Source organism: Streptomyces sp. NPDC014889, assembly GCF_043081205.1.
Classification (GTDB): Bacteria; Actinomycetota; Actinomycetes; order Streptomycetales; family Streptomycetaceae; genus Streptomyces.
Genome location: NZ_JBIBWH010000007.1, coordinates 211,061 through 231,801, shown reverse-complemented (window position 1 = coordinate 231,801; position 20,741 = coordinate 211,061). Strand labels below are relative to the sequence as shown.

Sequence of the window (20,741 nt, the reverse complement as noted above, 5' to 3'; positions counted from 1 at the left end):
CGGGTGCGGGTGCCCCAGGCCCTACGGTGGGCGGCGTGGGAGACGACGAGCGACGGGTGCCGGGTGGGTTCTGGCCGGTGCCGGACGTACTGGGGTACCTGGCCGGGAGCTGGGCGGTCCGGCGCTCGGTGCGGGATCTGGCGAGCGGTGCGGTCGGGGAGTTCAGCGGCAGGACGGACTTCTGCGCGCTGGACGGCGGCGGTCTGCTGCACCGGGAGTCCGGCCGGTTCCTCTGGCAGGGCGTCGCGCGGCCGGCCGAGCGGACACTGCGCTTTGTCCCCCGGAACGTACCGGGAACGGCGGACGTGTGGTTCGCGGACGGGCGGCCCTTCCACGACTTGGACCTGCGGTCGGGGAGGCATCTGGCCGACCACCCGTGCGCCGCCGATCTCTACCGGGGCGAGTTCACCGTCCAGGACGCCGGGCACTGGCGCTCGGTGTGGCGCGTGCGCGGTCCCGCGAAGGACCTCGTGCTGACCACGGACTACACGCGCGAGGGCTGAGCGGGCACGCCGTCGAGACAGAGGCTCCAGCGGCCCCCGCGGCCGGTGACGGTGGTCGTGGACAGGGGGCGGACGTCGATGTTCCAGTACGTCGACGGGGGCGCCTTCAGCACGTAGAGGACGGCGGCGCGGATCACGGAGGGTTCGGCGACGGCGACGATGCGGCTGCCGTCCTCGACGGGCCGGGTGTCGAGCCAGCTGCCCACCCGCATGACGAAGGACAGCAGCGACTCGCCGCCGTGCGGGGTGCCGCACGGATCGGCGAGCCAGGCGTCCACGGCCCCGGGCTCGCGCGCCATCGACTCGCCGAGCGTGAGCCCTCGCCAGCGGCCCATGTCGCAGTCGCGCAGGGCGAGCTGGGCGAGCGGGGCATAGCCCAGGGCGTCCCCGGTGGCGCGGCTGCGCGGGGTCGGCGAGCAGTAGCGCAGCTCGGCGGCGGCCAGCGGCAGCAGATCGCGGGCGACGCGCCGCACCTCCTCCCAGCCCGCCTGGTCGAGCTGCTGGTCGTCCTCGAAGCGCTCGGCGGGCAACGCGGGGTTGCGCGCCGCAGCGACGAACGTGACCCGGTGTGCCATGCGGAGATCGTGATCCGGGCCAGTGGGCGGGTCAAGGGGTGTCACTCGAAAACGAGCCGCGTCCGGTGCTCGGGCCGACGCGGACGTCGCACAGGCGGGCAAAGGTCCCGTACGCGTCCGTGGCGGGAGACCCGCCGGCCGGGTCGGCGGTGTGGATGCCGGTGGTGTCGTTGCCGGTGCTGTCGTTGCCGGTGGTGCCGATCCGCTTTCCCCACCCGGCCCCGGTCGGCTCCCCCAGCCGGCCGTCAGGGCAGTGCCTCCGCGCAGGCCGTCCGCAGGCGGCGCACCCCCTCGGCGATCTCCGCCGTGCCGCCGACCGCGGCGAAGCTCAACCGCACGTGGGCGGCCGGGGGTTCGGCGCTGAAGTACGGGCGGCCCGGGGTGAGCGCGACGCCCGCGCGCAGGGCGGCGGCGGTCAGCGCCGCTTCGTCCGTGCCGTCGGGCAGGCGCGGCCACAGGTGGTAGCCGCCGGACGGGACGTACGGCAGGGCCAGTTCCGGAAGGTGCAGCCGCAGCGCGCTGGTCAGTGCGTCCCGGCGGCTCCTCAACTCCGCGGCGACCGCGCGCAGATGGCGTGGCCAGGCGGGTGAGCCGACCAGTTCGAGGGCGGCCTCCTGCAATGGCCGCGGCACGAAGAACGTGTCGACGACCTGGATGGCGCGCAGCCGTTCCAGCACCGGGCCGCGCGCGACCAGCGCGCTCACCCGGAAGCTGGGCGCGGTGGCCTTGGTCAGCGAGCCGACGTGCAGCACGACCCCGTCCGGGTCGCCGGCGACGAGCGGGGGCGGCAGCGTACCGGCGTCCTCGTGCGCGAGCCGCCGTACGAAGTCGTCCTCGACGACGAAGGCGCCGGCGTCGCGGGCCGTCCGCAGCACCCGCGCTCGCCGGTCGGGGGCGAGAACGGCGCCGGTGGGGTTCTGGAACAGCGGCTGGCACACGAACACGCGGGCGCCGGTGGCCCGGAACGCGTCGGCGAGCAGGTCCGGCCTCACTCCGTCCGCGTCGACGGGCACGGGCACGGGCCGCAGCCCGGAGGAGCGGGCGATGGCCAGCATGCCGGGATAGGTGGGCGACTCGACCAGCACCGGGGCGCCGGGCGGGGCCAGGGCGCGCAGGGCGGTGGTCAGCGCGGACTGGCCGCCCGCGGTGACGAGGACATCGGCGGCGGTGACGGTCCCGCCCGGTCCGCCGATGTCCCGTGCGAACCACTCGCGCAGTTCCGGCAGCCCCTCCAGCGGTGGCCGCCCCCACGCCCCGGGACGGCGGCCGGCCCGGGACAGCGCGGCGGCCATGGCCCGCTCGGGCTGCAGGGAGGGGTGCAGATAGCCCCCGTTGAACTCGATCACGCCCGGCGGCGGGGCGGCCAGCGAGACCGTGACACCGGAGGCGTCCACCGTGCGCGGTACGAGGTCGGCGGCGCCGTCCGCGCTGAGCGCGACCTCCTGCCAGGAGGTGTCGCCGGCGGGGGCGGCCGTCGCGCGCGCCGGCGCGCGGAAGGCGCCGGCGCCGGGGCGGGTGACCACCAGGCCCTCGGCCGCCAGTTGCGACAGGGCCCGCGAGACGGTCACCGGACTGACCCGGTACCGCTCGACGAGGACCCGGCTCGACGGGAGCTTTCCACCCGGCGAGTAGCGGTCAAGCTCCTGTCGCAGCCGTTCTGCCAGTTCGGCGACGCTGCTACGCTCTTGCATGAGAGCACAGAGTAGCGCTACCGCAGCGACACCGATAGCGGTGGACAGCCCGGCCCCGTCGCGCGCCGGCACCCTTCAGGCGGCCCTCGGCGTGGTCGCCTTCTCCCTGACCTTCCCGGCCACCGCCTGGGGCCTGGAGGGCTTCGGGCCCTGGTCCCTGGTGGCCGTGCGCAGTGTGCTCGCCGCCGTCCTCGCGGGCGGCTGTCTGCTCGCGCTGCGCGTGCCACCGCCCGCCCGCCGGCACTGGCCCGGCCTCGCGGTCGTGGCCGCCGGAGTGGTCCTCGGCTTCCCGCTGCTCACCACGCTCGCCCTGGAGACCTCCACCACCGCGCACGCCGCCGTCGTCGTGGGCCTGCTGCCGCTCACCACGGCGCTGCTCTCCGCGCTGCGGTTCGGCATCCGTCCCTCGCGCACGTTCTGGGCGGCGGCGCTGGCGGGCGCGGCGGCCGTGGTGGCCTTCACCGTGCAGCAGAGCGGCGGCGCGCTGACCGCCGCCGACGGCTACCTGTTCGGCGCGCTGCTGGTGTGCGCCGCCGGCTACACCGAGGGTGGCCGGCTGGCCCGCGTGATGCCGGGCTGGCAGGTCATCGGCTGGGCGCTGGTGCTGTGCCTACCGCTCACCGTGCCCGCGGCCGCGCTGGCGCTGGCGCACGAGCCCGTGCGGCTCGGCGTCCACAGCGTGGCCGGGCTGCTCTGGGTCGCGGCGGGCTCGCAGTTCCTCGGGCTGGTCGTCTGGTACCGGGGCATGGCGGCCGTCGGCATTCCCAAGGCGAGCCAGTTGCAGCTTGCCCAGCCCCTGCTCACACTGGTGTGGTCGGTGCTGCTGCTCGGCGAGCACCTCAGCGCGGCCGCCCCCGTGACGGCCGTCGCCGTGCTCGTCTGCATCGCCGTCACCCAGCGGGCGCGCGGCTGAACCGGCGCTCGGACCGGTGCCGACCGCACAGCGGCCCGGCCGCTCACCGGTTCCAGCCGCGCTCCGCACCGTAGACTCGGAAGTCGAGGACCGGACTCGCAAGTCGAGGACCGCCGCTCCCGCACATGGTGAGGAGGCCCCGCAGATGCGCGCAACCGTGGGCGACCAGCTCGTCCAGCACGGCAGGGTGGTCGGCCAGCACGACCAAGTCAGCGAAGTCGTCGAGGTCATGGGCGCGGAGGGCAACCCGCCGTACCGCGTCCGCTTCCCGGACGGGCACGAGGCCGTGATGTCACCCGGCCCCGACTGCCAGGTCCGCCACAAGAAGGACTACGAACACCACTGAGTCAGCGCGGGGGTCGCGCCGGCCGGCGGTAGTGGTCGGCGACGACCCGCGCCATCGCCCCGGAGGGGTCGGCGGCGACCTCCTTCGCGGCGAAGAAGACGTGCCCGCGCACCTCGGGGTGCGTGGCCGCGAGGGTGAGGTGGCGGGACAGCTCGTCGGGGTCCTGCCAGGCGGCGCCCTGCGTGGGGCCGCCGGCCTTCCAGAGCGCCTCCCCCACGTAGAGCCGCGTACGGCTGCCCCGTACCGCCTCGGCCCACCAGGGCAGCAGGACGGCGTAGTCGGCGGTGGTGAAGCCGATGGTCCAGTAGAGCTGCGGCACGACGTAGTCGATCCAGCCCTTCCTGACCCACTTGCGCGTGTCCGCGTACAGGTCGTCGTACGTCTGCACGCCGGCCCGGGTGTCCGAGCCGCGGGAGTCGGACGAGGCGTTGCGCCACACCCCGAAGGGGCTGATCCCGAACGGCGTTCCGGGGCGGGCGGCGGCGACGCCCGCTGCCGCCTCGCGGACCAGCCGGTCGATGTTGTCGCGCCGCCAGTCGGCCCGGCTGGCGAAGGAGCCGCCGTGGCGGCGGAAGGCGGCGTCGTCGTCGAAGTTCTCGCCCGCCACCGGATAGGGGTAGAAGTAGTCGTCGAAGTGGACGCCGTCCACCGGGTACCTGGACACCGCGTCGAGCATCGCCCGCAGCACGAAGGCCCGGACCTCGGGCAGGCCGGGGTTGTAGTAGAGGCCGCCGCCGTGGCGGACCACCCAGTCGGGGTTCCTGCGGGCCGGATGCCCGGCGGCCAGCAGGGACGGGTCGTCGTGCACGGCGACCCGGTAGGGGTTGAACCAGGCGTGCAGCCGCAGCCCGCGGGCGTGCGCCTCCGCCACGGCCGTACCGAGCGGATCCCAGCCGGGGTCCCTGCCCTGCGTGCCGGTGAGGCACTGCGACCACGGCTCGTACGGCGAGGGCCACAGCGCGTCGGCCGCCGGGCGCACCTGGAGGATCACCGTGTTGAGCCGGCGGCGCACCGCCACGTCGAGCAGGGCGGTCAGCTCACCGCGCTGCCGGGCCACGCTCAGCCCGGGGCGTGAGGGCCAGTCGCGGTTGACCACGGTCGCCAGCCACATGCCGCGCATCCCGGTGACCGTGGCACGGCCTCGCGGGCCGGTGCCGGTACTGCCCGTCGCGGTGGCCGCGTCACCGGTCACCGCCAGGGTCGACAGCGCCGCCGCGGTGAACGACCTTCGTGTCACTCGGGCCATCCGGGCACTCCCCGTACGCCGTGGATCCGCGTGGTCACGGATCGTTCTCCGGGCCAGCATGCACGACCCGGGCGTCCGATCACGGCCACCACGGGGGTAACGTGCACGATCGGAGCAGGCACCGCACAACGGGCCGCCTGCCACAGCCGTAGGAACTGCGAAAGGGACGATGTGACCGGCATTTCGGGAGACATTGCACGCGTCGGAGTGGTGGGCTGCGGCCAGATGGGTGCGGGCATCGCCGAGGTGTGCGCCCGGGCCGGCCTGGAGGTGAAGGTCGCCGAGACCACCGGCGAGGCCCTGGAGATAGGCCGTACCCGGCTGTTCAACTCCCTGGCCAAGGCGGCCGAGCGCGGCAAGATCAGCGAGGCGGAGCGGGACGCCACGCAGGCCCGGCTGGGCTTCACCACCGACCTCGGGGAGTTCTCCGACCGCGACCTGGTGATCGAGGCCGTGGTGGAGAACGAGCAGGTGAAGACCGAGATCTTCCAGGTCCTCGACCAGGTGGTGACCCGGCCGGACGCGATCCTGGCCTCCAACACCTCCTCCATCCCGCTGGTGAAGCTGGCGGTCGCCACGGCGCGGCCCGACCAGGTGATCGGCATCCACTTCTTCAACCCCGCCCCGGTGCAGCAGCTCGTCGAGCTGATCCCGGCGCTCACCACCTCCGAGGGCACGCTGAGCCGGGCGCAGCTGTTCACCGAGAAGGTGCTCGGCAAGCACGCGATCCGCGCCCAGGACCGCTCGGGCTTCGTGGTGAACGCGCTGCTGATCCCCTACCTGCTCTCGGCGATCCGGATGTTCGAGTCGGGCATCGCCAGCCGTGAGGACATCGACAACGGCATGGAGCTGGGCTGCGCCCACCCGATGGGCCCGCTGAAGCTGTCGGACCTGATCGGTCTGGACACGGTGGCCTCGGTCGCCCACTCGATGTACGAGGAGTACAAGGAGCCGCTGTACGCCGCTCCCCCGCTGCTCCAGCGCATGGTGGACGCCGGCCGGCTGGGCCGGAAGTCCGGCTCCGGCTTCTACACGTACGCCTGACCAAAGCGACGGCCGACGGGCCCGGCACCGAGACGGTGCCGGGCCCCTGTCATCACCGGGTTTCCTGTCCGAGCCTGAGGTGGTGCAGGAGCAGTAACGCGGCCGCCATGCCGGCGGCGGGGACCTCGCCGCGGGCGACCAGGTCGGGTACGAGCTTGAGGGGGACCCACTCCCGGCGGTCGGACTCGAAGTCGTCCGCCGGGTGTCCGATGTACTCGCCCTCGTCCGACCAGTAGATGTGGTGCCGGGCGTCGGTGAGTCCGTTGGACGGCTCCACGCTCATGAGGTGGTGCAGGGGGCCCGGCCGCCAGCCGGTCTCCTCCTCCAGTTCCCTGGCGGCCGCTGCCGCGATGTCCTCACCGTCCTCCACGACGCCCGCCGCGAGCTCCCATCCCCAGCTGTCGGTGATGAAGCGGTGGCGCCACAAGAGGAGGACCTCGGCCGCCTTGTTCACCACCGTGGCCACGGCGACGGGCCGCAGCCGTATCAGGAAGTGGTCGAGATGCCGGCCGTCCGGCAGCTCGACATCCGCGAGGTTGACGGTGAACCAGCGGTTTGCGTACACAGTTTGTTCGTCCTGTTTCGTCCACTGCACGGTTCTGCCACCTTCCGTCGGGTCAGTGGCAATATCGCAGCCGGAACGCTCCCGCAGCAGGCGCACAATGGGTCGCCGTGAGCACCGCGCCGCGGTCACAGCGGTACGCGCAGGGCCCCGTCGATCAGTTCGGCCGCCTCCGCGGTGCCGGCGCAGCCGCTGCGCACCAGGTGCTCGCGCACGTCGCGCAGTCTGTCCCGCAGCCGCCGCGACTCCATCCCGCGGGCCTGCTCCGCCATCCGCACCGCCGTGTCCACCGCCTTGTCGGCGTTGCCCCGGCGCAGTTCGACCGTGCTGAGCATGGCCAGCCGGTGCACCCTGCCCCGGTCGTGCGCGGGGTTGTCCACGGCGGCCGCCGCGTGCTCCTCGGCGGCGGCCAGTTCGCCGAGGCTGAGCAGCGCCTCCGCCACCTGCACGTTGACCAGGCCCGGTTGGACGTAGCCCGTCTCGTCGGGTTCGTGTCCGCGCCGGATGCGTTCGGCGGCGGACTCGGCGCGCCGGATGCAGGCCAGGGTGCTCGTGCCGTCGCCGAGGTGGGCGTAGGCCTTGGCCTGCATCGCGTACAGGTCGGAGGCGAGCGCGGGGGTGATGTGCTGGCCGGCGGCGCGCAGCGCGGCCTCGGCGAAGGCGACAGCCTGGCGGAACTCCCGCATGTACAGCGACTGGTTGACCAGCAGCGCGATCACATACGCGCCAAGTCCCCGGTCACCGCTGGCCTTGGCGAGCCGAAGCGCCTGGTGGAAGTAGCGTTGCGCCAGACCGTGCGCGTCGGAGTCGTAGGCGCAGATGCCCACGATCGCCACCAACGCGCCGGTGGCGCGGTGCAGTCGGCGGCCGGTTGCGTCGGTGTAGCTGCCGCGCAGCAGCGGGGCGGCCTCGGCGTTGAGGAAGCCCACGACACGGCCGCGGGTCGCGATGCCACCGGTCTTGCGGTACATCTGCTCGTAGTGGGCGCGGGCGGCGCGCAGCATCTCGATGTCGGCGAGGGTGACCCGGTGCCGGCCACCGCGTGAGACGTCGACGTCCTCGGGCGGGTTCTCCCACTCCCACACCGGCATGACGGCGGGCGTGCCGGTCACTGCGGGGGCTCCGAGGAGGTGCGGGCGCTGCTGCTCGTCGGAGCGCCACAGGGCGGTGGCTCGCTCGACGAACCCGGACAGCGAGGTGGCGTGCGGCGCGGACGGCCCGCCGGGCACACCGAGGCCGATGTCGTCGAGTGCGACCGGCCGTTGCAGCCGGCTCGCCAGCACCTCGCAGATCAGGTCGGGCACCTGGCCGCGCGGCCGCTGGCCCTTCAACCACCGGGCCACGGCGGTGTGTTCGTACCGGAGGGCGAGTCCGCGGGCGCGCCCCTCCTGGTTGACGTGCGCTGCCAGGCCCGCGTGCGACATCCCGGCCTCGTCCAGGATCGCGTCGAGCAGTGTGTTGGGCTGCATGGGTGCCCCCCGGTGGCTCCGTGGCGACAGCGTAGTGCGTTCGCCTTCACACGGGGTGTGAACGGAGCACGCGCATCCGGGCCCTGCGCGCGCTGTCGCGGCCGGTCCCCACCCGGTTGACTGGACCGCCTCCTCCAAGAGGCCGTTCCGGGCCGCCGGCAGCTCCCCCTCAAAAGCACGGCGGCCCGGCGCGGCGCCTCTGGTCGCGCCCCGAAGGGGCGCGGGGAACTGCGCGACCAGCCACCGACCATCCACGGCCGGCGACGGACGCGCAGTCCCCCGCACGCGAACCCGTCAGCTACGCAGTTCCGCTCCCGTGCGCTCCGCGGCCAGCGCCACCGCCGCGTCACGGGCCGCGGACGCCTCGTCCACGGTCAGCGTGCGGTCCGGCGCGCGGAAGCGCAGCGCGTAGGCGAGGGACTTGCGGCCCTCACCGAGTTGCTCGGCGTTCTCGTAGAGGTCGAACAGCCGGATGGACTCCAGGAGTTCACCGGCGCCCTCGCGCAGCGCGGCCTCGACGTCGGCGGCCGGGACCGGCCTGTCGACGACCAGGGCGACGTCCTGCGTGGCGACCGGGAACGTGGAGATGCCCGGCGCCCGCGGGGTGCCGTCGCCGGCCTGCTCCAGGGCGTCCAGGTTCAGCTCCATCGCGCAGGTGCGCTCGGGCAGGCCCAGCGCCTTGACCACGCGCGGGTGCAGTTCGCCCGCGTGGCCCACGACCCGCTCGGCGCCGTCCACGGTCACCGCGAGCTCGGCGCAGCGGCCGGGGTGCCACGGGCCGTACTGGCCCTTGCGGACGACGAGTTCGGCACCGGTCTCACGGGCCACGGTCCGCGCGGCCTCGACCGCGTCGGCCCAGTCGGCTGGGCGGCCCTTGCCCCACCAGCCGGTTTGCTCACGGGCACCCGCGAGGACCACGGCGACGTGGCGCGGCTGCTCGGGCAGCGCCGCGTTCAGCTCCGCGATCTCCTCGTCGGTGGGACGCCGGTCGACGGGCGGCTGGGCCGCGATCCGCTGCTCCTCACGGGGGTGGAAGACCAATCCGGTCTCGAACAGCGCGAGGTCGTGGCTGCCGCGGCCGTCGTTGCGGCGCAGCGCCCCGAGCAGGCCCGGCAGCAGCGTGGTGCGCAGCGCGGGCTCCTCGTCGTTGAGCGGGTTGACCAGCCGGACCACGCGGCGCGCCGGGTCGCCTGCCTCCAGGCCGAGTTGGTCGAAGACCTGCTCGCCGATGAAGGGATAGGCCGGCGCCTCGACGTAGCCCGCGCCGGCCAGCGCGCGGCCGACCCGGCGGTGCACCCGCTGGCGGTGGGTGAGGCCGCGGGCCGAGGGGAGCCGGGGCAGCGTGGAGGGCAGGTTCTCGTAGCCCTCCAGGCGGATGACCTCTTCGGCCAGGTCGTTGGGGTCCGTCAGGTCGGGCCGCCAGGACGGGACGGTGACGGCCAGCTCGTCCTGGCCCTCCACCTGGCAGCCGATCTGCTGGAGCCGGCGGACGACGGCCTCACGGCCGTAGACGACGCCCGCGACCTTGTCGGGGTGGTCGGCCGCCACGGTGATCGTGCGCGGAGCCGCGGGTGCGGCGACCTCGGTGACACCGGCGTCGGCCGTGCCGCCCGCGAGCAGGACCAGCAGGTCCACGGTGCGCTGGGCCGCGGCGGAGGCGGCCTGCGGGTCGACGCCCCGCTCGAAGCGGCGGGAGGCCTCCGAGGACAGCTTGTGGCGGCGGGCGGTGCGCGCGATGGAGACCTGGTCGAAGTGCGCGGCCTCGATGACGACCTCGGTGGTCGCGTTGTCCGTGTCCGCGTGATCCGCGATCTCGGTGTTGGCGCCGCCCATCACGCCGGCGAGGCCGATGGGGCCGCGCTCGTCGGTGATGACCAGGTCCTCGGCGTGCAGCGTGCGCTTGACGCCGTCGAGGGTGGTGAACTTCTCGCCCTCCTCGGCCCGGCGCACGCCGATGGTGCCCTGGACCAGGTTGCGGTCGTAGGCGTGCAGCGGCTGGCCGAGCTCCAGCATCACGTAGTTGGTGATGTCGACGGCGAGCGAGACGGGGCGCATCCCGGCCTTCTGGAGGCGGCGCTGGAGCCAGATCGGGGAGCGCGCCTCGGGGTCGAGGCCGGAGACGGTGCGCGCGGTGAAGCGGTCGCAGCCGTGCGGCTCGTCGATCCGCACGGCGTAGCCGAAAGCGTTCGGCGCCGGTACGTCGAGCAGGGCGGGGTCGCGCAGCGGCAGGCCGTAGGCGATGGCGGTCTCGCGGGCGACGCCGCGCAGGGACAGGCAGTCGCCGCGGTTGGCGGTGACGGCGATGTCGAGGACCTCGTCGACGAGTTCCAGCAGCTCGATGGCGTCCTTGCCGACCTCGGTCTCCGGCGGCAGCACGATGATGCCCTTGGTGCCGTCGTCGCCCATGCCCAGCTCGTCGCTGGAGCAGATCATGCCGTGCGAGGTCTTGCCGTAGGTCTTGCGGGCGGCGATGGAGAAGCCGCCGGGCAGCGTGGCGCCGGGCAGCACCACGACGACCTTGTCGCCGACGGCGAAGTTGCGGGCGCCGCAGACGATCTCCTGCGGCTCGCCGGTCCCGTTGGCCTGCCCGACGTCGACGGTGCAGAAGCGGATCGGCTTCTTGAAGCCCTCCAGCTCCTCGATGGTCAGCACCTGGCCGACGACGAGCGGCCCCTTGAGGTCGGCGCCGAGCTGTTCGACGGTCTCGACCTCCAGGCCGGCCGAAATGAGCTTGGCCTGGACGTCGCGCCCGGTCTCCGTCGCCGGCAGGTCGACGTACTCCCGCAGCCAAGAAAGCGGGATCCGCATCAGATCTCCATCCCGAACGGCCGGGTGAACCGGACGTCACCTTCGACCATGTCTCGCATGTCCTCGACGTTGTGGCGGAACATCGCCATCCGCTCGATGCCGAACCCGAAGGCGAATCCGCTGTACTTCTCCGGGTCGACGCCGCAGGCGGTCAGCACCTTGGGGTTGACCATGCCGCAGCCGCCGAGCTCGATCCAGCCCTCGGAGGAGCAGGTGCGGCAGGGGCGGTCGGGGTTGCCGACGGACTCGCCGCGGCACACGTAGCACACCATGTCCATCTCGGCGGACGGCTCGGTGAAGGGGAAGAAGTTCGGCCGCAGCCGGGTCTTCATGCCCTCGCCGAAGAGCGACTGCACCATGTGGTCCAGGGTGCCCTTGAGGTCGGCCATGGTGAGGCCCTCGTCCACGGCGAGCAGCTCGACCTGGTGGAAGACGGGCGTGTGGGTGGCGTCGAGCTCGTCCGTGCGGTAGACGCGGCCGGGGCAGATCACGTAGACCGGCAGCTCGCGCTCGAGCAGGGAGCGGATCTGCACGGGCGAGGTGTGGGTGCGCAGCACGACACCGGACTCGGTGCCGCCCTCGGGGCCCTGCACGAAGAAGGTGTCGGCCTCGCCGCGGGCCGGGTGGTCCGGGCCGATGTTCAGGGCGTCGAAGTTGAACCACTCGGCCTCGGCCTGCGGGCCCTCGGCGACCTCGTAGCCCATGGCCACGAAGACGTCCTCGATGCGCTCCGAGAGCGTGGTCAGCGGGTGGCGGGCGCCGGCCGGGACGCGGTCGTACGGCAGCGAGACGTCGACGTCCTCCTCCACCAGCACGCGGGCGTCCCGCTCGGCCTCCAGTTCCACCTGGCGGGCGGCGAGCGCCTTGTTGACCGCGCCGCGGGCCATGCCGACCCGCTTGCCGGCGTCTGCCTTGGCGTGCGGGGGCAGGGCGCCGATCTCGCGGTTGGCGAGGGAGAGCGGGGAGGCGGGGCCGGTGTGGGCGACCTTTGCCTCGTGGAGCGCGTCGAGGGAGTCCGCGGCGGCGAAGGCGGCGAGCGCCTCGTCCCGCATGCGCTCGATCTCTTCCGGTTTCAACGCCTCTACCTCGACAGGGTCGTACGACTTATTGGGTGCCGACATCTCTTCCCGTGCTTCCGATTGGCTGGCTGGAGGTCCCCGTCACCGACTAGCACCGACTCGCGGACAGATCGTCACGGTTTTCGGGACACAAAGGTGCCAAAGGCCGAGTCTAACGGGGCCGGGGAAAGCGAATGCGCCCGTGGGGCCTCGGCGGGTGCTCAGAGCAGGTGCGCCGGGGTGCCCACGGGCAGGGTGAATCGGATCTCCGCGCCGCCCCCTCGGGCGCGGCCGACCGCGATGGTGCCGCCGTGGGCCTCGACGATGCCCTTGACGATGTAGAGCCCGAGGCCGGTGCCGCCGCGCTTGCTGCCCCGCCAGAAGCGGGTGAAGACACGGTTCATGGACTCCTCCGGGATGCCGGGCCCCTCGTCGCTCACCGTGACCGACGTGGCGCTGTTCCCCGCGTCGTCCCCCTCCCGTGGGGACGGCGCCGGTGTGACGTCGATGGTGACGGATCCCTCGCCGTGCCGCACGGCATTTTCCACAAGGTTGCTCAGCACCTGGTCGATCTTGTCGGGGTCGGCCCACAGCTCGGGCAGCGGCTGCTCGATCCGCACCAGGAACCGGTCGGCGGGCTGGCCCGCGGCGACGTACGCCTGGACGTGCCGTCCGACCGCGGCGCCCATGTCGACGGGCTGGCGGCGCACCTCGAGGCGGCCGGAGTCGATACGGGATATGTCGAGCAGTTCGGCGATGAGCCGGGTGACGCGGTCGGCGTCGGCGTCGACGGTCTCCAGCATCAGCCGCTTCTGGTCGTCGGTGAACCGCTCCCACTTGGCGAGCAGGGTCGCCGTGAAGCCCTTGACGGAGGTCAGCGGCGAGCGCAGTTCGTGCGCGACGGTGGCGATCAGCTCGGCGTGGCTGCGCTCGGTGCGGCGGCGGGCCTCGGTGTCGCGCAGGGAGACGACCACGCGGCGGACCGGGCCGGTGGGGTGGGCGCGGACGTACTTCGCGGAGACGAGGACCTCCCGGCCGCCGTGCAGCAGGAGGTTGCGCTCGGGCTGGCCCACCCGGATGGCCAGGCCGCCGTAGGGGTCGGTGAGCTGCCACCAGCGGCGCCCCTCCAGGTCCTCCAGGGGCAGGGCCTTCTCCAGGGGCTGTCCCAGGGCCTGATCGGCGGGTACGGCGCTGATCCGGGTGGCGGCGGCGTTGAAGCAGATGATCCGCCCGTGCTCGTCGGCGATCACCAGCCCGTCGGGCAGGTCGTCGGGGTCGACGCCGAGTCCGGCGGGATCGTCCTGCCGGGGCGCGGGTCGTCGTCGCGCGCTCCGCGCTCCGGGCGCGCGATCGGTGCCGACACTCATCCCCTCACCCCACCTCTCAGCCGGTGCAGCAGGCCCCCGGGCTGGTCACCCTACTGGTTGCGGGTGGCGGAGCGGCATCCTCCGGAGCCGCGCTGCGCACGGGCCGACGCGTACAGACATACGGCGGCGGCGGTCGCGAGGTTCAGGCTCTCGGCCTTTCCGTGGATCGGGACGCGTACGACGGCGTCGGCGAGGGCGCGGGTCTCCTCCGGCAGGCCCCAGGCCTCGTTACCGAACACCCAGGCGGTGGGGCCGCCCATGGTGCCGTGGTCGAGTTCGTCGTCCAGGTCGTCCTCGCCCGCGCCGTCGGCGGCGAGGATGCGCACCCCGGCATCCCTGAGCGCGCCGACGGCCCGCTCGACGGGGACTCCGACGGCCACGGGCAGGTGGAACAGGGAGCCGACGGAGGCCCGGACGGCCTTGGGGTTGTAGAGGTCCACGGAGGCGTCCGTGAGGACGACCGCCTCGGCTCCGGCGGCGTCGGCGCAGCGCAGGACGGTGCCGGCGTTTCCGGGGTCGCGCACGTGGGCGAGCACGGCGACGAGCGTCGGGCGGGCCGCGACGACGTCCTCGAAGGGGGTGTCGAGGAACCGGCAGACGCCGACGAGGCCCTGCGGGGTGACGGTGGTGGAGATGTCGGCGATGACGTCGTCGGCGGCGAGGTGGATCCGGGCCCCCGCGGCGCGGGCCTCGCCCACGATGTCGGCGTACCGCTCGGCCGCCTCGACCGTGGCGAACAGTTCCACCAGGGTGGGCGTGCCGCCGGCCCGGTGCGCCGCCGCCTCCCGCACGGCCTGCGGCCCCTCCGCGAGGAACAGCCGCTCCTTGCCCCGGAAGTTCCGCTTGGCCAGCCGCCGCGCCGCCGACACGCGGGGCGAGCGGGGGGAGATCAGGTCAGGGGTGGCGGGGGGCATGGAGAGCTTCACCTTCGGTAGGAACGTTCCGCCGCTACGGCGATCGGTCGGCGGCCGGCCGGCGGTGCCGGGCGGTGCCGGACGTGCCTCGGGCGCCGCGCGGCGCACATACGACGGACCCGCAGGCAGAGCCCACGGGTCCGTATGGATCGCGCCGGACGGGCCGGCGCCGCGTCACGCTGCCTTGGGCGCGTTGACGTCGCTCGGCAGGGCCTTCTGGGCGACCTCGACGAGCGCGGCGAACGCGCCGGCGTCGTTGACGGCCAGCTCGGCCAGGATCTTGCGGTCGACCTCGACGTTCGCGGCCTTCAGACCCTGGATGAAGCGGTTGTACGTGATGCCGTTGGCGCGGGCAGCGGCGTTGATGCGCTGGATCCACAGCTGACGGAAGTCACCCTTGCGCTTCTTGCGGTCGTTGTAGTTGTAGACCAGCGAGTGGGTGACCTGCTCCTTGGCCTTGCGGTACAGGCGCGAGCGCTGACCGCGGTAGCCGGAGGCCTGCTCGAGGATCGCCCGGCGCTTCTTGTGGGCGTTGACTGCCCGCTTGACGCGTGCCACTTGATTGACTCCTTGTAGCGGGGCCGTGGTTGTCCTCACACGGCCCGGAAACGATTGGGTCCCGGTTCTGACGTACGGGGCGCGGGGATCGCGGGGCGATCACGCGCCGCCGGGTCACTTGCCGAGAAGCTTCTTGATCTTCTTGGCGTCGCCCGGGGCCATCTCGGCGTTGCCGGTGAGGCGACGCGTCAGACGGGACGACTTGTGCTCGAGCAGGTGGCGCTTGCCGGCGCGCTCACGGAGCACCTTGCCGGAGCCGGTGACCTTGAAGCGCTTGCTGGCACCGCTGTGCGACTTGTTCTTCGGCATAGCGCCGTTCTCTCCTCGTAGGTGGCGCTCCGGTGCCCGGTCGCGAGAACCGGGCACGGTAGGAGCGTCGCTCTGGTATCGGTTACGTCCTGGGACTGGGCGTCCCGGGAGTCACGCCTCGGCGGAAGCCTCGGCCGGGGCCTCGGTGATCTCGGCCTCGGCGGCGTTCTGCGAGCGGCCCGGGTGGGCCTTCGCCTCGGCCTTGCGGGCCTCCTGCGCCTGGCGGGCCTCGGCCATCGCCTCGGTCTTCTTCTTGTGCGGACCGAGAACCATGATCATGTTGCGGCCGTCCTGCTTCGGGTTCGACTCCACGAAGCCGAGGTCCTGGACGTCCTCCGCGAGCCGCTGCAGCAGCCGGTAGCCCAGCTCGGGCCGGGACTGCTCGCGACCACGGAACATGATCGTGATCTTGACCTTGTCGCCCTGCTTGAGGAACCGGACGACGTGACCCTTCTTGGTGTCGTAGTCGTGCGGGTCGATCTTCGGCCGGAGCTTCATCTCCTTGATGACCGTGTGCGCCTGGTTCTTGCGCGCCTCACGGGCCTTCATGGCCGACTCGTACTTGAACTTCCCGTAGTCCATGAGCTTGCAGACGGGCGGACGGGCGTTCGCCGCGACCTCGACCAGGTCCAGGTCGTACTCCTGCGCAAGCTCCAGTGCCTTCGCGAGCGGCACGATGCCGACCTGCTCGCCACTGGGACCGACAAGTCGCACCTCGGGAACGCGAATCCGGTCGTTGATGCGGGGCTCGGCGCTGATGGATCCTCCTCGGTTAGCACCACACGGCGGTCTGGCGGACGGCCGCGTACTCTCTGTTCGACAGACCTAACCGCGCCGAAGCACGAAAAATGCCCCGGACGATCACAGGCGGGGCTCCTCGAACTACCGGAACGACCGCCGCGATGGCCGCGGGGCGCACTTTCGGACGGATCACCGCCGCTGGGACGGGACCGTCTGACCGGTGACCCGCCGCCCCGGAGGGCGGTCAGGTGGGAGTTCGAAGCCTCCACTTGTGGGCCGGGCCCGTATGCCGTGGGCAGTGCCCTGGGCATACACGTCCAGCCGGTCGTCACACAAGGTTAGCAGGATCGATGGGGAAGGGCTAATTCAAGCTGTCCGGGCCTCACTGCCGGAGCGCCCCCGTCCTGCACCTATCGTGTGGGGCATGAGTGAGACCTCCCCCTCCCCCGCCGAGCAGCCCGACTTCGACGCCATGACCCGCGACATCGCGGAGGTCCCGGCGGTCGAGGTGATCGTGACGGTCGCCGTCAACCTGATGAGCGCCGCCGCCGTGAAGCTCGGTCTGACCGAGGAGGGCGACACGTACAAGGACCTGGACGAGGCGCGCAAGCTGGTGAGCGCGCTCGCGGGCCTGCTGGACGCGAGCGCCACCGAGATCAGCTCCTTCCACGCGGCGCCGCTGCGCGACGGTCTGAAGTCGCTGCAGCTGGCCTTCCGCGAGGCCTCCGTCGTCCCGGACGAGCCGGGTCAGGGCCCGGGCGAGAAGTACACCGGGCCGATCTACGGCTGAGCCGCTCCCGCCGGTCCTCGTATCCCTCCTCGGCCGATCACCGCTGCGTCACGCGGCCGGTCCCCGCTCCTTCACGTACAAGGGCTCGCCCGGCGGCGTGGCCCCGGCCGGCAGCAGTGCCAGGTCGAGGCCGCGCACCAGGCGGGCCCTCAGTGTCTCGCTGGCGGCGAGCCGCTCGGCGACGGCGCGGGCGGCCTCGGCGGGGGCGGTGGGGACGGCCGGGTCGAGCACCAGCGCCAGGGTCCCGTCGGCCCGCCCCCGCCCGAGGTGGGCGCGCAGCACGGCGGGCTCGGCGGCGACGGCCTCCCGCACGGCGGTGACGACGGCCGGGTCGGCCAGCGGGTCGGTCGTCGTACGCCCCTCGGCGAGGGCGAGCAGGGCGGGCCCGGTCAGCTCGAACGGCACCGGTCCGGCCACGTCCAGCACCACCGTGTCGGCCTTCTCGTGCGCGGCGGCCTCCAGGACCTGGTGCAGCCGTACGGCCACGGGGCGGGCGTCCGGGTCCCAGCGGGCCAGGGAGCCGGTGGAGGCGAAGGCGGGCAGGGCGGTGCGGTGACCGGCCTTCAGGGTGGGCACGGCCATCTCGCTGGTCTTCTCCCGGCGCAGCCCGTTCTCGTCCTCCTCCACCTCGCCGAGCACGGCCACCACGGGGACGAGCAGCCGTGCGCTCCTGAGCGCCTCCAGAACGGGTCCCACGGCGGTGCGGTCCTCGGCCCAGGCGGCGAGCGCCGCGCTGAGCCCGGGGTCGGCGGAGCCGTCGTCGTCGGAGAAGCCGGAGTCGGGAATGTTCTTCATCGCCACGGTGCCGACCCTATCCGGGGCCGTGCCCGCTTCCTCAGGGTCCCCTGGCCCACGTGCGGCAGGGCTCCCCCGGGACGTTCGGGCCCCGTATCGTCGGCGGCGGACGGGCCGGGGCACGGGGAGGCGGGCGGTGGAGACGGTGGGCGGAGGATCGGAGCCGGTGCCGGTGACCGGGGGCGCGACGGTGGCGGTGGCGGTGCGTCGCCTCGGCTCCGGGGTGAGCGCCGGGTACGGCGACGCCGTGTTCGACACGGCGAGCATCGTGAAGGTCGACATCCTGGCGGCCCTGCTGCTGCGGGCCCAGGACGCGGGGCGGCGGCTGACCCCGCGGGAGCGGACGTACGCCGCCGCGATGATCGAGAGCAGCGACAACGACTCGGCGTCGGTGCTGTGGCGGGACATCGGCGGCGCCGACGGCCTGAACGCGGCGAACGAGCGGTTCGGACTCGCGCGGACCACCGGCGGCGACGGCCCCCAGTGGGGTCTGACCGGGACCACGGCCGCGGATCAGCTCATGCTCCTCGGGCATATCTTCGGGGCCCGCTCGGAGCTGAGCGAGGCCTCGCGGACGTACCTGCAGGGGCTCATGGGGCGGATCGTCCCGGGCCAGGACTGGGGTGTGTCGGCCGCCGGCGACGGCCCCGGGTGGGCGCTGAAGAACGGCTGGATGCCGCACGACGCGACCGGTCTGTGGGTCGTCAACAGCATCGGACGGGTGACGTCCGGCGGCGACGACTGCCTGGTGGCCGCCCTGTCCAGCGGCAACCCGACCAAGGAGCAGGGCATCGCGCTGGTGGAGGAGGCAGCGCGGTCGGCGGTGTCGGCGTACGGCCGGACGATGTGACCCGCAGCCGCGGTCGGAAGGACCCGGCCCTACAGCCGGAAGTCGATTCCGTCCTCTCGGCGGCCGCGCCACAGGACGATCGCCACGACCAGCATGACTCCGCCGGCACTGCCCGCGAGGGGGCCCGCCCAGCCCGAGGCGGCATCGGCCGGCTCGGCGGAGTCGGGGCCGGAGCCGAAGTAGCGCTCGCCGTAGGACGCCGCGGTCAGGCCTTCGGGCTTGAGGCGGCCCGCGGCCTTGATGGCGGCGGCGGGGTCGATCAGGCCGAAGCCGCGGGAGTCGTCACGACCGCCGACGGGGGCGTTGCGGGCCGTGTCCTCCAAAAGCTTCTTGATCTGGGCGGGGGTCAGGCCGGGGTGGGCGGCCTTGACGAGGGCGACGGCGCCGGAGACGAAGGCGGAGGCGGCGCTCGTGCCCCAGCCCTCGTAGTACCGCTGGTCGGGGTCGGCGATGACGACATCGACGCCGGGCGCGCTGACCGTCGCGTACCAGCGGCGGGTGGAGAAGGCGGCCCGGGTGCCGTAGCGGTCCACGGCGGTCGCGGCGATCACGCCCGGGTAGGCCGCCGGGTAGGAGATGTGGTCGCCCTTCTCGCCGCCGTTGCCGGCCGAGGCGACGACGACGGCGCCCTTGCTCAGCGCGTACTGGACGGCCTCGTCCTCCGCGGGCTCGGGGTGTGCGGAGTCCGAGTCGTCGCCGAGGGAGAGGTTGATGACGTCGGCGCCGTGGTCGGTGGCCCAGCGGATGCCGTCGGCGAGGGCGTTGCCGCGGGTGCTGCGGGCCTTGCCGCGGGCGGAGTCGTCCTCCTCCAGGATCACCCGCACGGGCAGGATCCTGGCCTCGGGCGCGATGCCCATGACGCCGTCGGCGTTGCCGAAGCCGTGGCCGTGACCGGCGATGATGCCCGCCATGGCGGTGCCGTGGCGGGCCCAGGGGCGGTCGCCGCGCCGCGCGCCGAAGCCGATCATGTCCTTGCCCGGCAGGACGTTGCCACGCAGGTCGGGGTGGTCGTCGTCGACGCCGGTGTCCAGGACCGCGACGGTGATGCCCTTGCCCTGGGTGGTGCGCCAGGCCTCCTGGGTGTGCATGGCGTCCAGGCCCCACTGCTGGGCGCGGATGCCGTCGGCGTGTGCGACGGCGGACGGTACGAGGGTGAGGCAGGCGGCGAGGAACAGGCTCGGGACGCCGGCCGCGAGCATCCTGCGCGGCGTACGGTTCCCGGGCGTCACGGCGGCTGTCACGAGGGCTCCTCCGTGGCGGACTTGACGGTCTGGCGCAGGCCCCGTTCGATGCGGTCGGCGAGGCCCTGGGCCTCGTTTCCGAGGCCTGCCTGGGCGGCGGGGGTGGTGGCTCCCTGCCGTGTCGCGTCGGCGGCGGCCTCCGAGGTGCCGGCGGCGCGGCCGTCGGCCCAGCCGGAGACGGCGTAGACGACCACCGGGGCCTCGGTCAGCACGGAGACGGTCCACGACGCGCGCTGCTCGTCGCCGAAGGCCGCGGCGACGGTGCCCTTGGCGGCGTAGGGGCGCGGCACGAGGTCGGTGCGCCGGGCGAGCCCCTCGTTCTCGAAACGGGCGGCCAGGGACGTCATGGCGGGGGCGTCGGCCTTGGTGAAGAGCAGGCCGACGGTGGTGACGTAGCTCTGGGTGGCGTCCGTGTAGGTGGCGCGCAGGAGGCGGGCGCATCCGGCGGGGGCGAGTGCCTTGCGCAGCGGCGGGTCGAAGGCGCCCGCGCAGCCGCTGTCCGGGGCGACCGCGACGCGGGTCCAGGTGCGGTCGGCTCCGCCGGGTCCGGCGCCGTGGCCGTCCACGGTGGGCGGGAAGAGCTGGTCGACGGGGACGCTGTGCCACAGGGCGCCGGCCGCGGCGAAGCCGCCCGCCGCGCCGGGCTTCCCCGGCTCCCCGGTGAGCCAGCTGCCGGTCACGGCGCCGCCGGTGAGCCCGAGCCCCAGCACCATGCAGGCGGCCGCCACGGCGACCCGCGGCCGTATCAGCGCACCGGTCGCCCGTGCCCGCCGGTCGTACGCTTCCGGCTCCCCGAACCCCATGCCGGTTCCGGTCGCCGGCGCCATGGCCGCGCTCCAGGACAACGCGGGGTCGGGCACGGGGCCGGCACCCGCGGCACGCGGGGGTGTCCCGGCGGGGGCGCCCGCGCCCGGGTGGGCACCGGACGGTCGCGCCTGGTTCGTGCTCGCGGCCCCGCCGG

The 20,741-nt window shown here is 73.5% G+C and carries 20 protein-coding genes and 1 pseudogene; 6 read left to right on the top strand and 15 right to left on the bottom strand.

The genetic code is table 11. The features are described from left to right. Positions 1 to 35: 35 nt before the first annotated feature. Positions 36 to 503 (top strand): DUF6314 family protein, encoded by a 468-nt coding sequence (locus ACF09J_RS16070; RefSeq protein ID WP_392306035.1) that lies wholly within the window; start codon positions 36 to 38, stop codon positions 501 to 503. On the opposite strand, the gene ACF09J_RS16065 is transcribed toward ACF09J_RS16070, so the two are convergent. Both ACF09J_RS16065 and ACF09J_RS16060 read right to left on the bottom strand, forming a co-directional pair. Continuing rightward, positions 485 to 1,078: a histidine phosphatase family protein gene (locus ACF09J_RS16065; RefSeq protein WP_392306034.1), complete on the bottom strand. Its 594-nt coding sequence runs from the start codon at positions 1,076 to 1,078 to the stop codon at positions 485 to 487. The two genes, ACF09J_RS16070 and ACF09J_RS16065, sit on opposite strands and share 19 nt — an antisense overlap. Positions 1,079 to 1,323: 245 nt before the next feature. After that, positions 1,324 to 2,769 (bottom strand): PLP-dependent aminotransferase family protein, encoded by a 1,446-nt coding sequence (locus ACF09J_RS16060; protein WP_392306033.1) that lies wholly within the window; start codon positions 2,767 to 2,769, stop codon positions 1,324 to 1,326. Between ACF09J_RS16060 and ACF09J_RS16055 the strand changes: the two genes are divergently transcribed. Both ACF09J_RS16055 and ACF09J_RS16050 read left to right on the top strand, forming a co-directional pair. Then, on the top strand, positions 2,768 to 3,682 hold the full coding sequence (locus ACF09J_RS16055) for a DMT family transporter (RefSeq protein ID WP_392306032.1): 915 nt from the start codon (positions 2,768 to 2,770) through the stop codon (positions 3,680 to 3,682). The two genes, ACF09J_RS16060 and ACF09J_RS16055, sit on opposite strands and share 2 nt — an antisense overlap. Positions 3,683 to 3,827: 145 nt before the next feature. After that, positions 3,828 to 4,028: a DUF1918 domain-containing protein gene (locus ACF09J_RS16050; protein ID WP_392306031.1), complete on the top strand. Its 201-nt coding sequence runs from the start codon at positions 3,828 to 3,830 to the stop codon at positions 4,026 to 4,028. A 1-nt stretch (position 4,029) separates the two neighbouring features. On the opposite strand, the gene ACF09J_RS16045 is transcribed toward ACF09J_RS16050, so the two are convergent. Next, positions 4,030 to 5,274 carry a glycoside hydrolase family 10 protein gene (locus ACF09J_RS16045; RefSeq protein ID WP_392306030.1) on the bottom strand — a complete coding sequence of 415 codons (1,245 nt, stop codon included), beginning with the start codon at positions 5,272 to 5,274 and terminating at the stop codon, positions 4,030 to 4,032. Positions 5,275 to 5,445: 171 nt separating this feature from the next. Between ACF09J_RS16045 and ACF09J_RS16040 the strand changes: the two genes are divergently transcribed. Beyond that, positions 5,446 to 6,318 (top strand): 3-hydroxybutyryl-CoA dehydrogenase, encoded by an 873-nt coding sequence (locus ACF09J_RS16040; protein WP_392306029.1) that lies wholly within the window; start codon positions 5,446 to 5,448, stop codon positions 6,316 to 6,318. Positions 6,319 to 6,370: 52 nt separating this feature from the next. On the opposite strand, the gene ACF09J_RS16035 is transcribed toward ACF09J_RS16040, so the two are convergent. From ACF09J_RS16035 to infC, 9 genes and pseudogenes are all read right to left on the bottom strand, one after another. Beyond that, a complete protein-coding gene (locus ACF09J_RS16035) occupies positions 6,371 to 6,913 on the bottom strand; it encodes an NUDIX hydrolase (RefSeq protein ID WP_392306028.1) in 543 nt (180 codons plus the stop codon). A 95-nt stretch (positions 6,914 to 7,008) separates the two neighbouring features. Beyond that, positions 7,009 to 8,349 carry a transcriptional regulator gene (locus tag ACF09J_RS16030; RefSeq protein WP_392306027.1) on the bottom strand — a complete coding sequence of 447 codons (1,341 nt, stop codon included), beginning with the start codon at positions 8,347 to 8,349 and terminating at the stop codon, positions 7,009 to 7,011. Positions 8,350 to 8,643: 294 nt separating this feature from the next. Beyond that, a complete protein-coding gene (gene pheT / locus ACF09J_RS16025; RefSeq protein WP_392306026.1) occupies positions 8,644 to 11,157 on the bottom strand; it encodes a phenylalanine--tRNA ligase subunit beta in 2,514 nt (837 codons plus the stop codon). Then, positions 11,157 to 12,278: a phenylalanine--tRNA ligase subunit alpha gene (gene pheS, locus ACF09J_RS16020; RefSeq protein ID WP_392306025.1), complete on the bottom strand. Its 1,122-nt coding sequence runs from the start codon at positions 12,276 to 12,278 to the stop codon at positions 11,157 to 11,159. Before pheS ends, pheT begins: the two co-directional genes overlap by 1 nt. 158 nt (positions 12,279 to 12,436) lie before the next feature. Further along, a complete protein-coding gene (locus ACF09J_RS16015) occupies positions 12,437 to 13,582 on the bottom strand; it encodes an ATP-binding protein (RefSeq protein ID WP_392306024.1) in 1,146 nt (381 codons plus the stop codon). 50 nt (positions 13,583 to 13,632) lie between these two features. Then, entirely contained in the window at positions 13,633 to 14,496 is an 864-nt protein-coding gene (locus ACF09J_RS16010) for a TrmH family RNA methyltransferase (RefSeq protein ID WP_392306023.1), read from the bottom strand. A gap of 174 nt (positions 14,497 to 14,670) precedes the next feature. Further along, a complete protein-coding gene (gene rplT / locus ACF09J_RS16005) occupies positions 14,671 to 15,054 on the bottom strand; it encodes a 50S ribosomal protein L20 (RefSeq protein WP_004002577.1) in 384 nt (127 codons plus the stop codon). Between the two features lie 114 nt (positions 15,055 to 15,168). Beyond that, a complete protein-coding gene (gene rpmI / locus ACF09J_RS16000; protein ID WP_007829094.1) occupies positions 15,169 to 15,363 on the bottom strand; it encodes a 50S ribosomal protein L35 in 195 nt (64 codons plus the stop codon). Between the two features lie 111 nt (positions 15,364 to 15,474). After that, positions 15,475 to 16,147 (bottom strand): annotated as a pseudogene (gene infC, locus ACF09J_RS15995) (translation initiation factor IF-3). A gap of 381 nt (positions 16,148 to 16,528) precedes the next feature. Between infC and ACF09J_RS15990 the strand changes: the two are divergent. Beyond that, entirely contained in the window at positions 16,529 to 16,894 is a 366-nt protein-coding gene (locus tag ACF09J_RS15990; RefSeq protein ID WP_392306022.1) for a DUF1844 domain-containing protein, read from the top strand. Between the two features lie 48 nt (positions 16,895 to 16,942). Here ACF09J_RS15990 and ACF09J_RS15985 read toward each other — a convergent pair whose 3' ends face one another. Further along, complete coding sequence (locus ACF09J_RS15985) at positions 16,943 to 17,695, bottom strand: SseB family protein (RefSeq protein ID WP_392306021.1); 753 nt, start codon at positions 17,693 to 17,695, stop codon at positions 16,943 to 16,945. A 160-nt stretch (positions 17,696 to 17,855) separates the two neighbouring features. Here ACF09J_RS15985 and ACF09J_RS15980 point away from each other — a divergent pair, with 160 nt between their 5' ends. Continuing rightward, on the top strand, positions 17,856 to 18,539 hold the full coding sequence (locus tag ACF09J_RS15980; RefSeq protein ID WP_392306020.1) for a serine hydrolase: 684 nt from the start codon (positions 17,856 to 17,858) through the stop codon (positions 18,537 to 18,539). Between the two features lie 29 nt (positions 18,540 to 18,568). Here the strand turns inward: ACF09J_RS15980 and mycP are convergent, their stop codons facing one another. Beyond that, a complete protein-coding gene (gene mycP / locus ACF09J_RS15975) occupies positions 18,569 to 19,738 on the bottom strand; it encodes a type VII secretion-associated serine protease mycosin (protein WP_392306201.1) in 1,170 nt (389 codons plus the stop codon). Between the two features lie 38 nt (positions 19,739 to 19,776). Beyond that, positions 19,777 to 20,607 carry a hypothetical protein gene (locus ACF09J_RS15970; protein ID WP_392306019.1) on the bottom strand — a complete coding sequence of 277 codons (831 nt, stop codon included), beginning with the start codon at positions 20,605 to 20,607 and terminating at the stop codon, positions 19,777 to 19,779. Positions 20,608 to 20,741 lie beyond the last annotated feature (134 nt).

Coding starts and splice junctions, on each gene's coding strand:
- ACF09J_RS16065 (WP_392306034.1), bottom strand. CDS start 1,078: ATGGCACACCGGGTCACGTTCGTCGCTGCGGCGCGCAACCCCGCGTTG.
- ACF09J_RS16055 (WP_392306032.1), top strand. CDS start 2,768: ATGAGAGCACAGAGTAGCGCTACCGCAGCGACACCGATAGCGGTGGAC.
- ACF09J_RS16060 (WP_392306033.1), bottom strand. CDS start 2,769: ATGCAAGAGCGTAGCAGCGTCGCCGAACTGGCAGAACGGCTGCGACAG.
- ACF09J_RS16050 (WP_392306031.1), top strand. CDS start 3,828: ATGCGCGCAACCGTGGGCGACCAGCTCGTCCAGCACGGCAGGGTGGTC.
- ACF09J_RS16045 (WP_392306030.1), bottom strand. CDS start 5,274: ATGGCCCGAGTGACACGAAGGTCGTTCACCGCGGCGGCGCTGTCGACC.
- ACF09J_RS16030 (WP_392306027.1), bottom strand. CDS start 8,349: ATGCAGCCCAACACACTGCTCGACGCGATCCTGGACGAGGCCGGGATG.
- pheT (WP_392306026.1), bottom strand. CDS start 11,157: ATGCGGATCCCGCTTTCTTGGCTGCGGGAGTACGTCGACCTGCCGGCG.
- pheS (WP_392306025.1), bottom strand. CDS start 12,278: ATGTCGGCACCCAATAAGTCGTACGACCCTGTCGAGGTAGAGGCGTTG.
- ACF09J_RS16015 (WP_392306024.1), bottom strand. CDS start 13,582: ATGAGTGTCGGCACCGATCGCGCGCCCGGAGCGCGGAGCGCGCGACGA.
- ACF09J_RS16010 (WP_392306023.1), bottom strand. CDS start 14,496: ATGCCCCCCGCCACCCCTGACCTGATCTCCCCCCGCTCGCCCCGCGTG.
- rpmI (WP_007829094.1), bottom strand. CDS start 15,363: ATGCCGAAGAACAAGTCGCACAGCGGTGCCAGCAAGCGCTTCAAGGTC.
- ACF09J_RS15990 (WP_392306022.1), top strand. CDS start 16,529: ATGAGTGAGACCTCCCCCTCCCCCGCCGAGCAGCCCGACTTCGACGCC.
- mycP (WP_392306201.1), bottom strand. CDS start 19,738: ATGCTCGCGGCCGGCGTCCCGAGCCTGTTCCTCGCCGCCTGCCTCACC.
- ACF09J_RS15970 (WP_392306019.1), bottom strand. CDS start 20,607: ATGGCGCCGGCGACCGGAACCGGCATGGGGTTCGGGGAGCCGGAAGCG.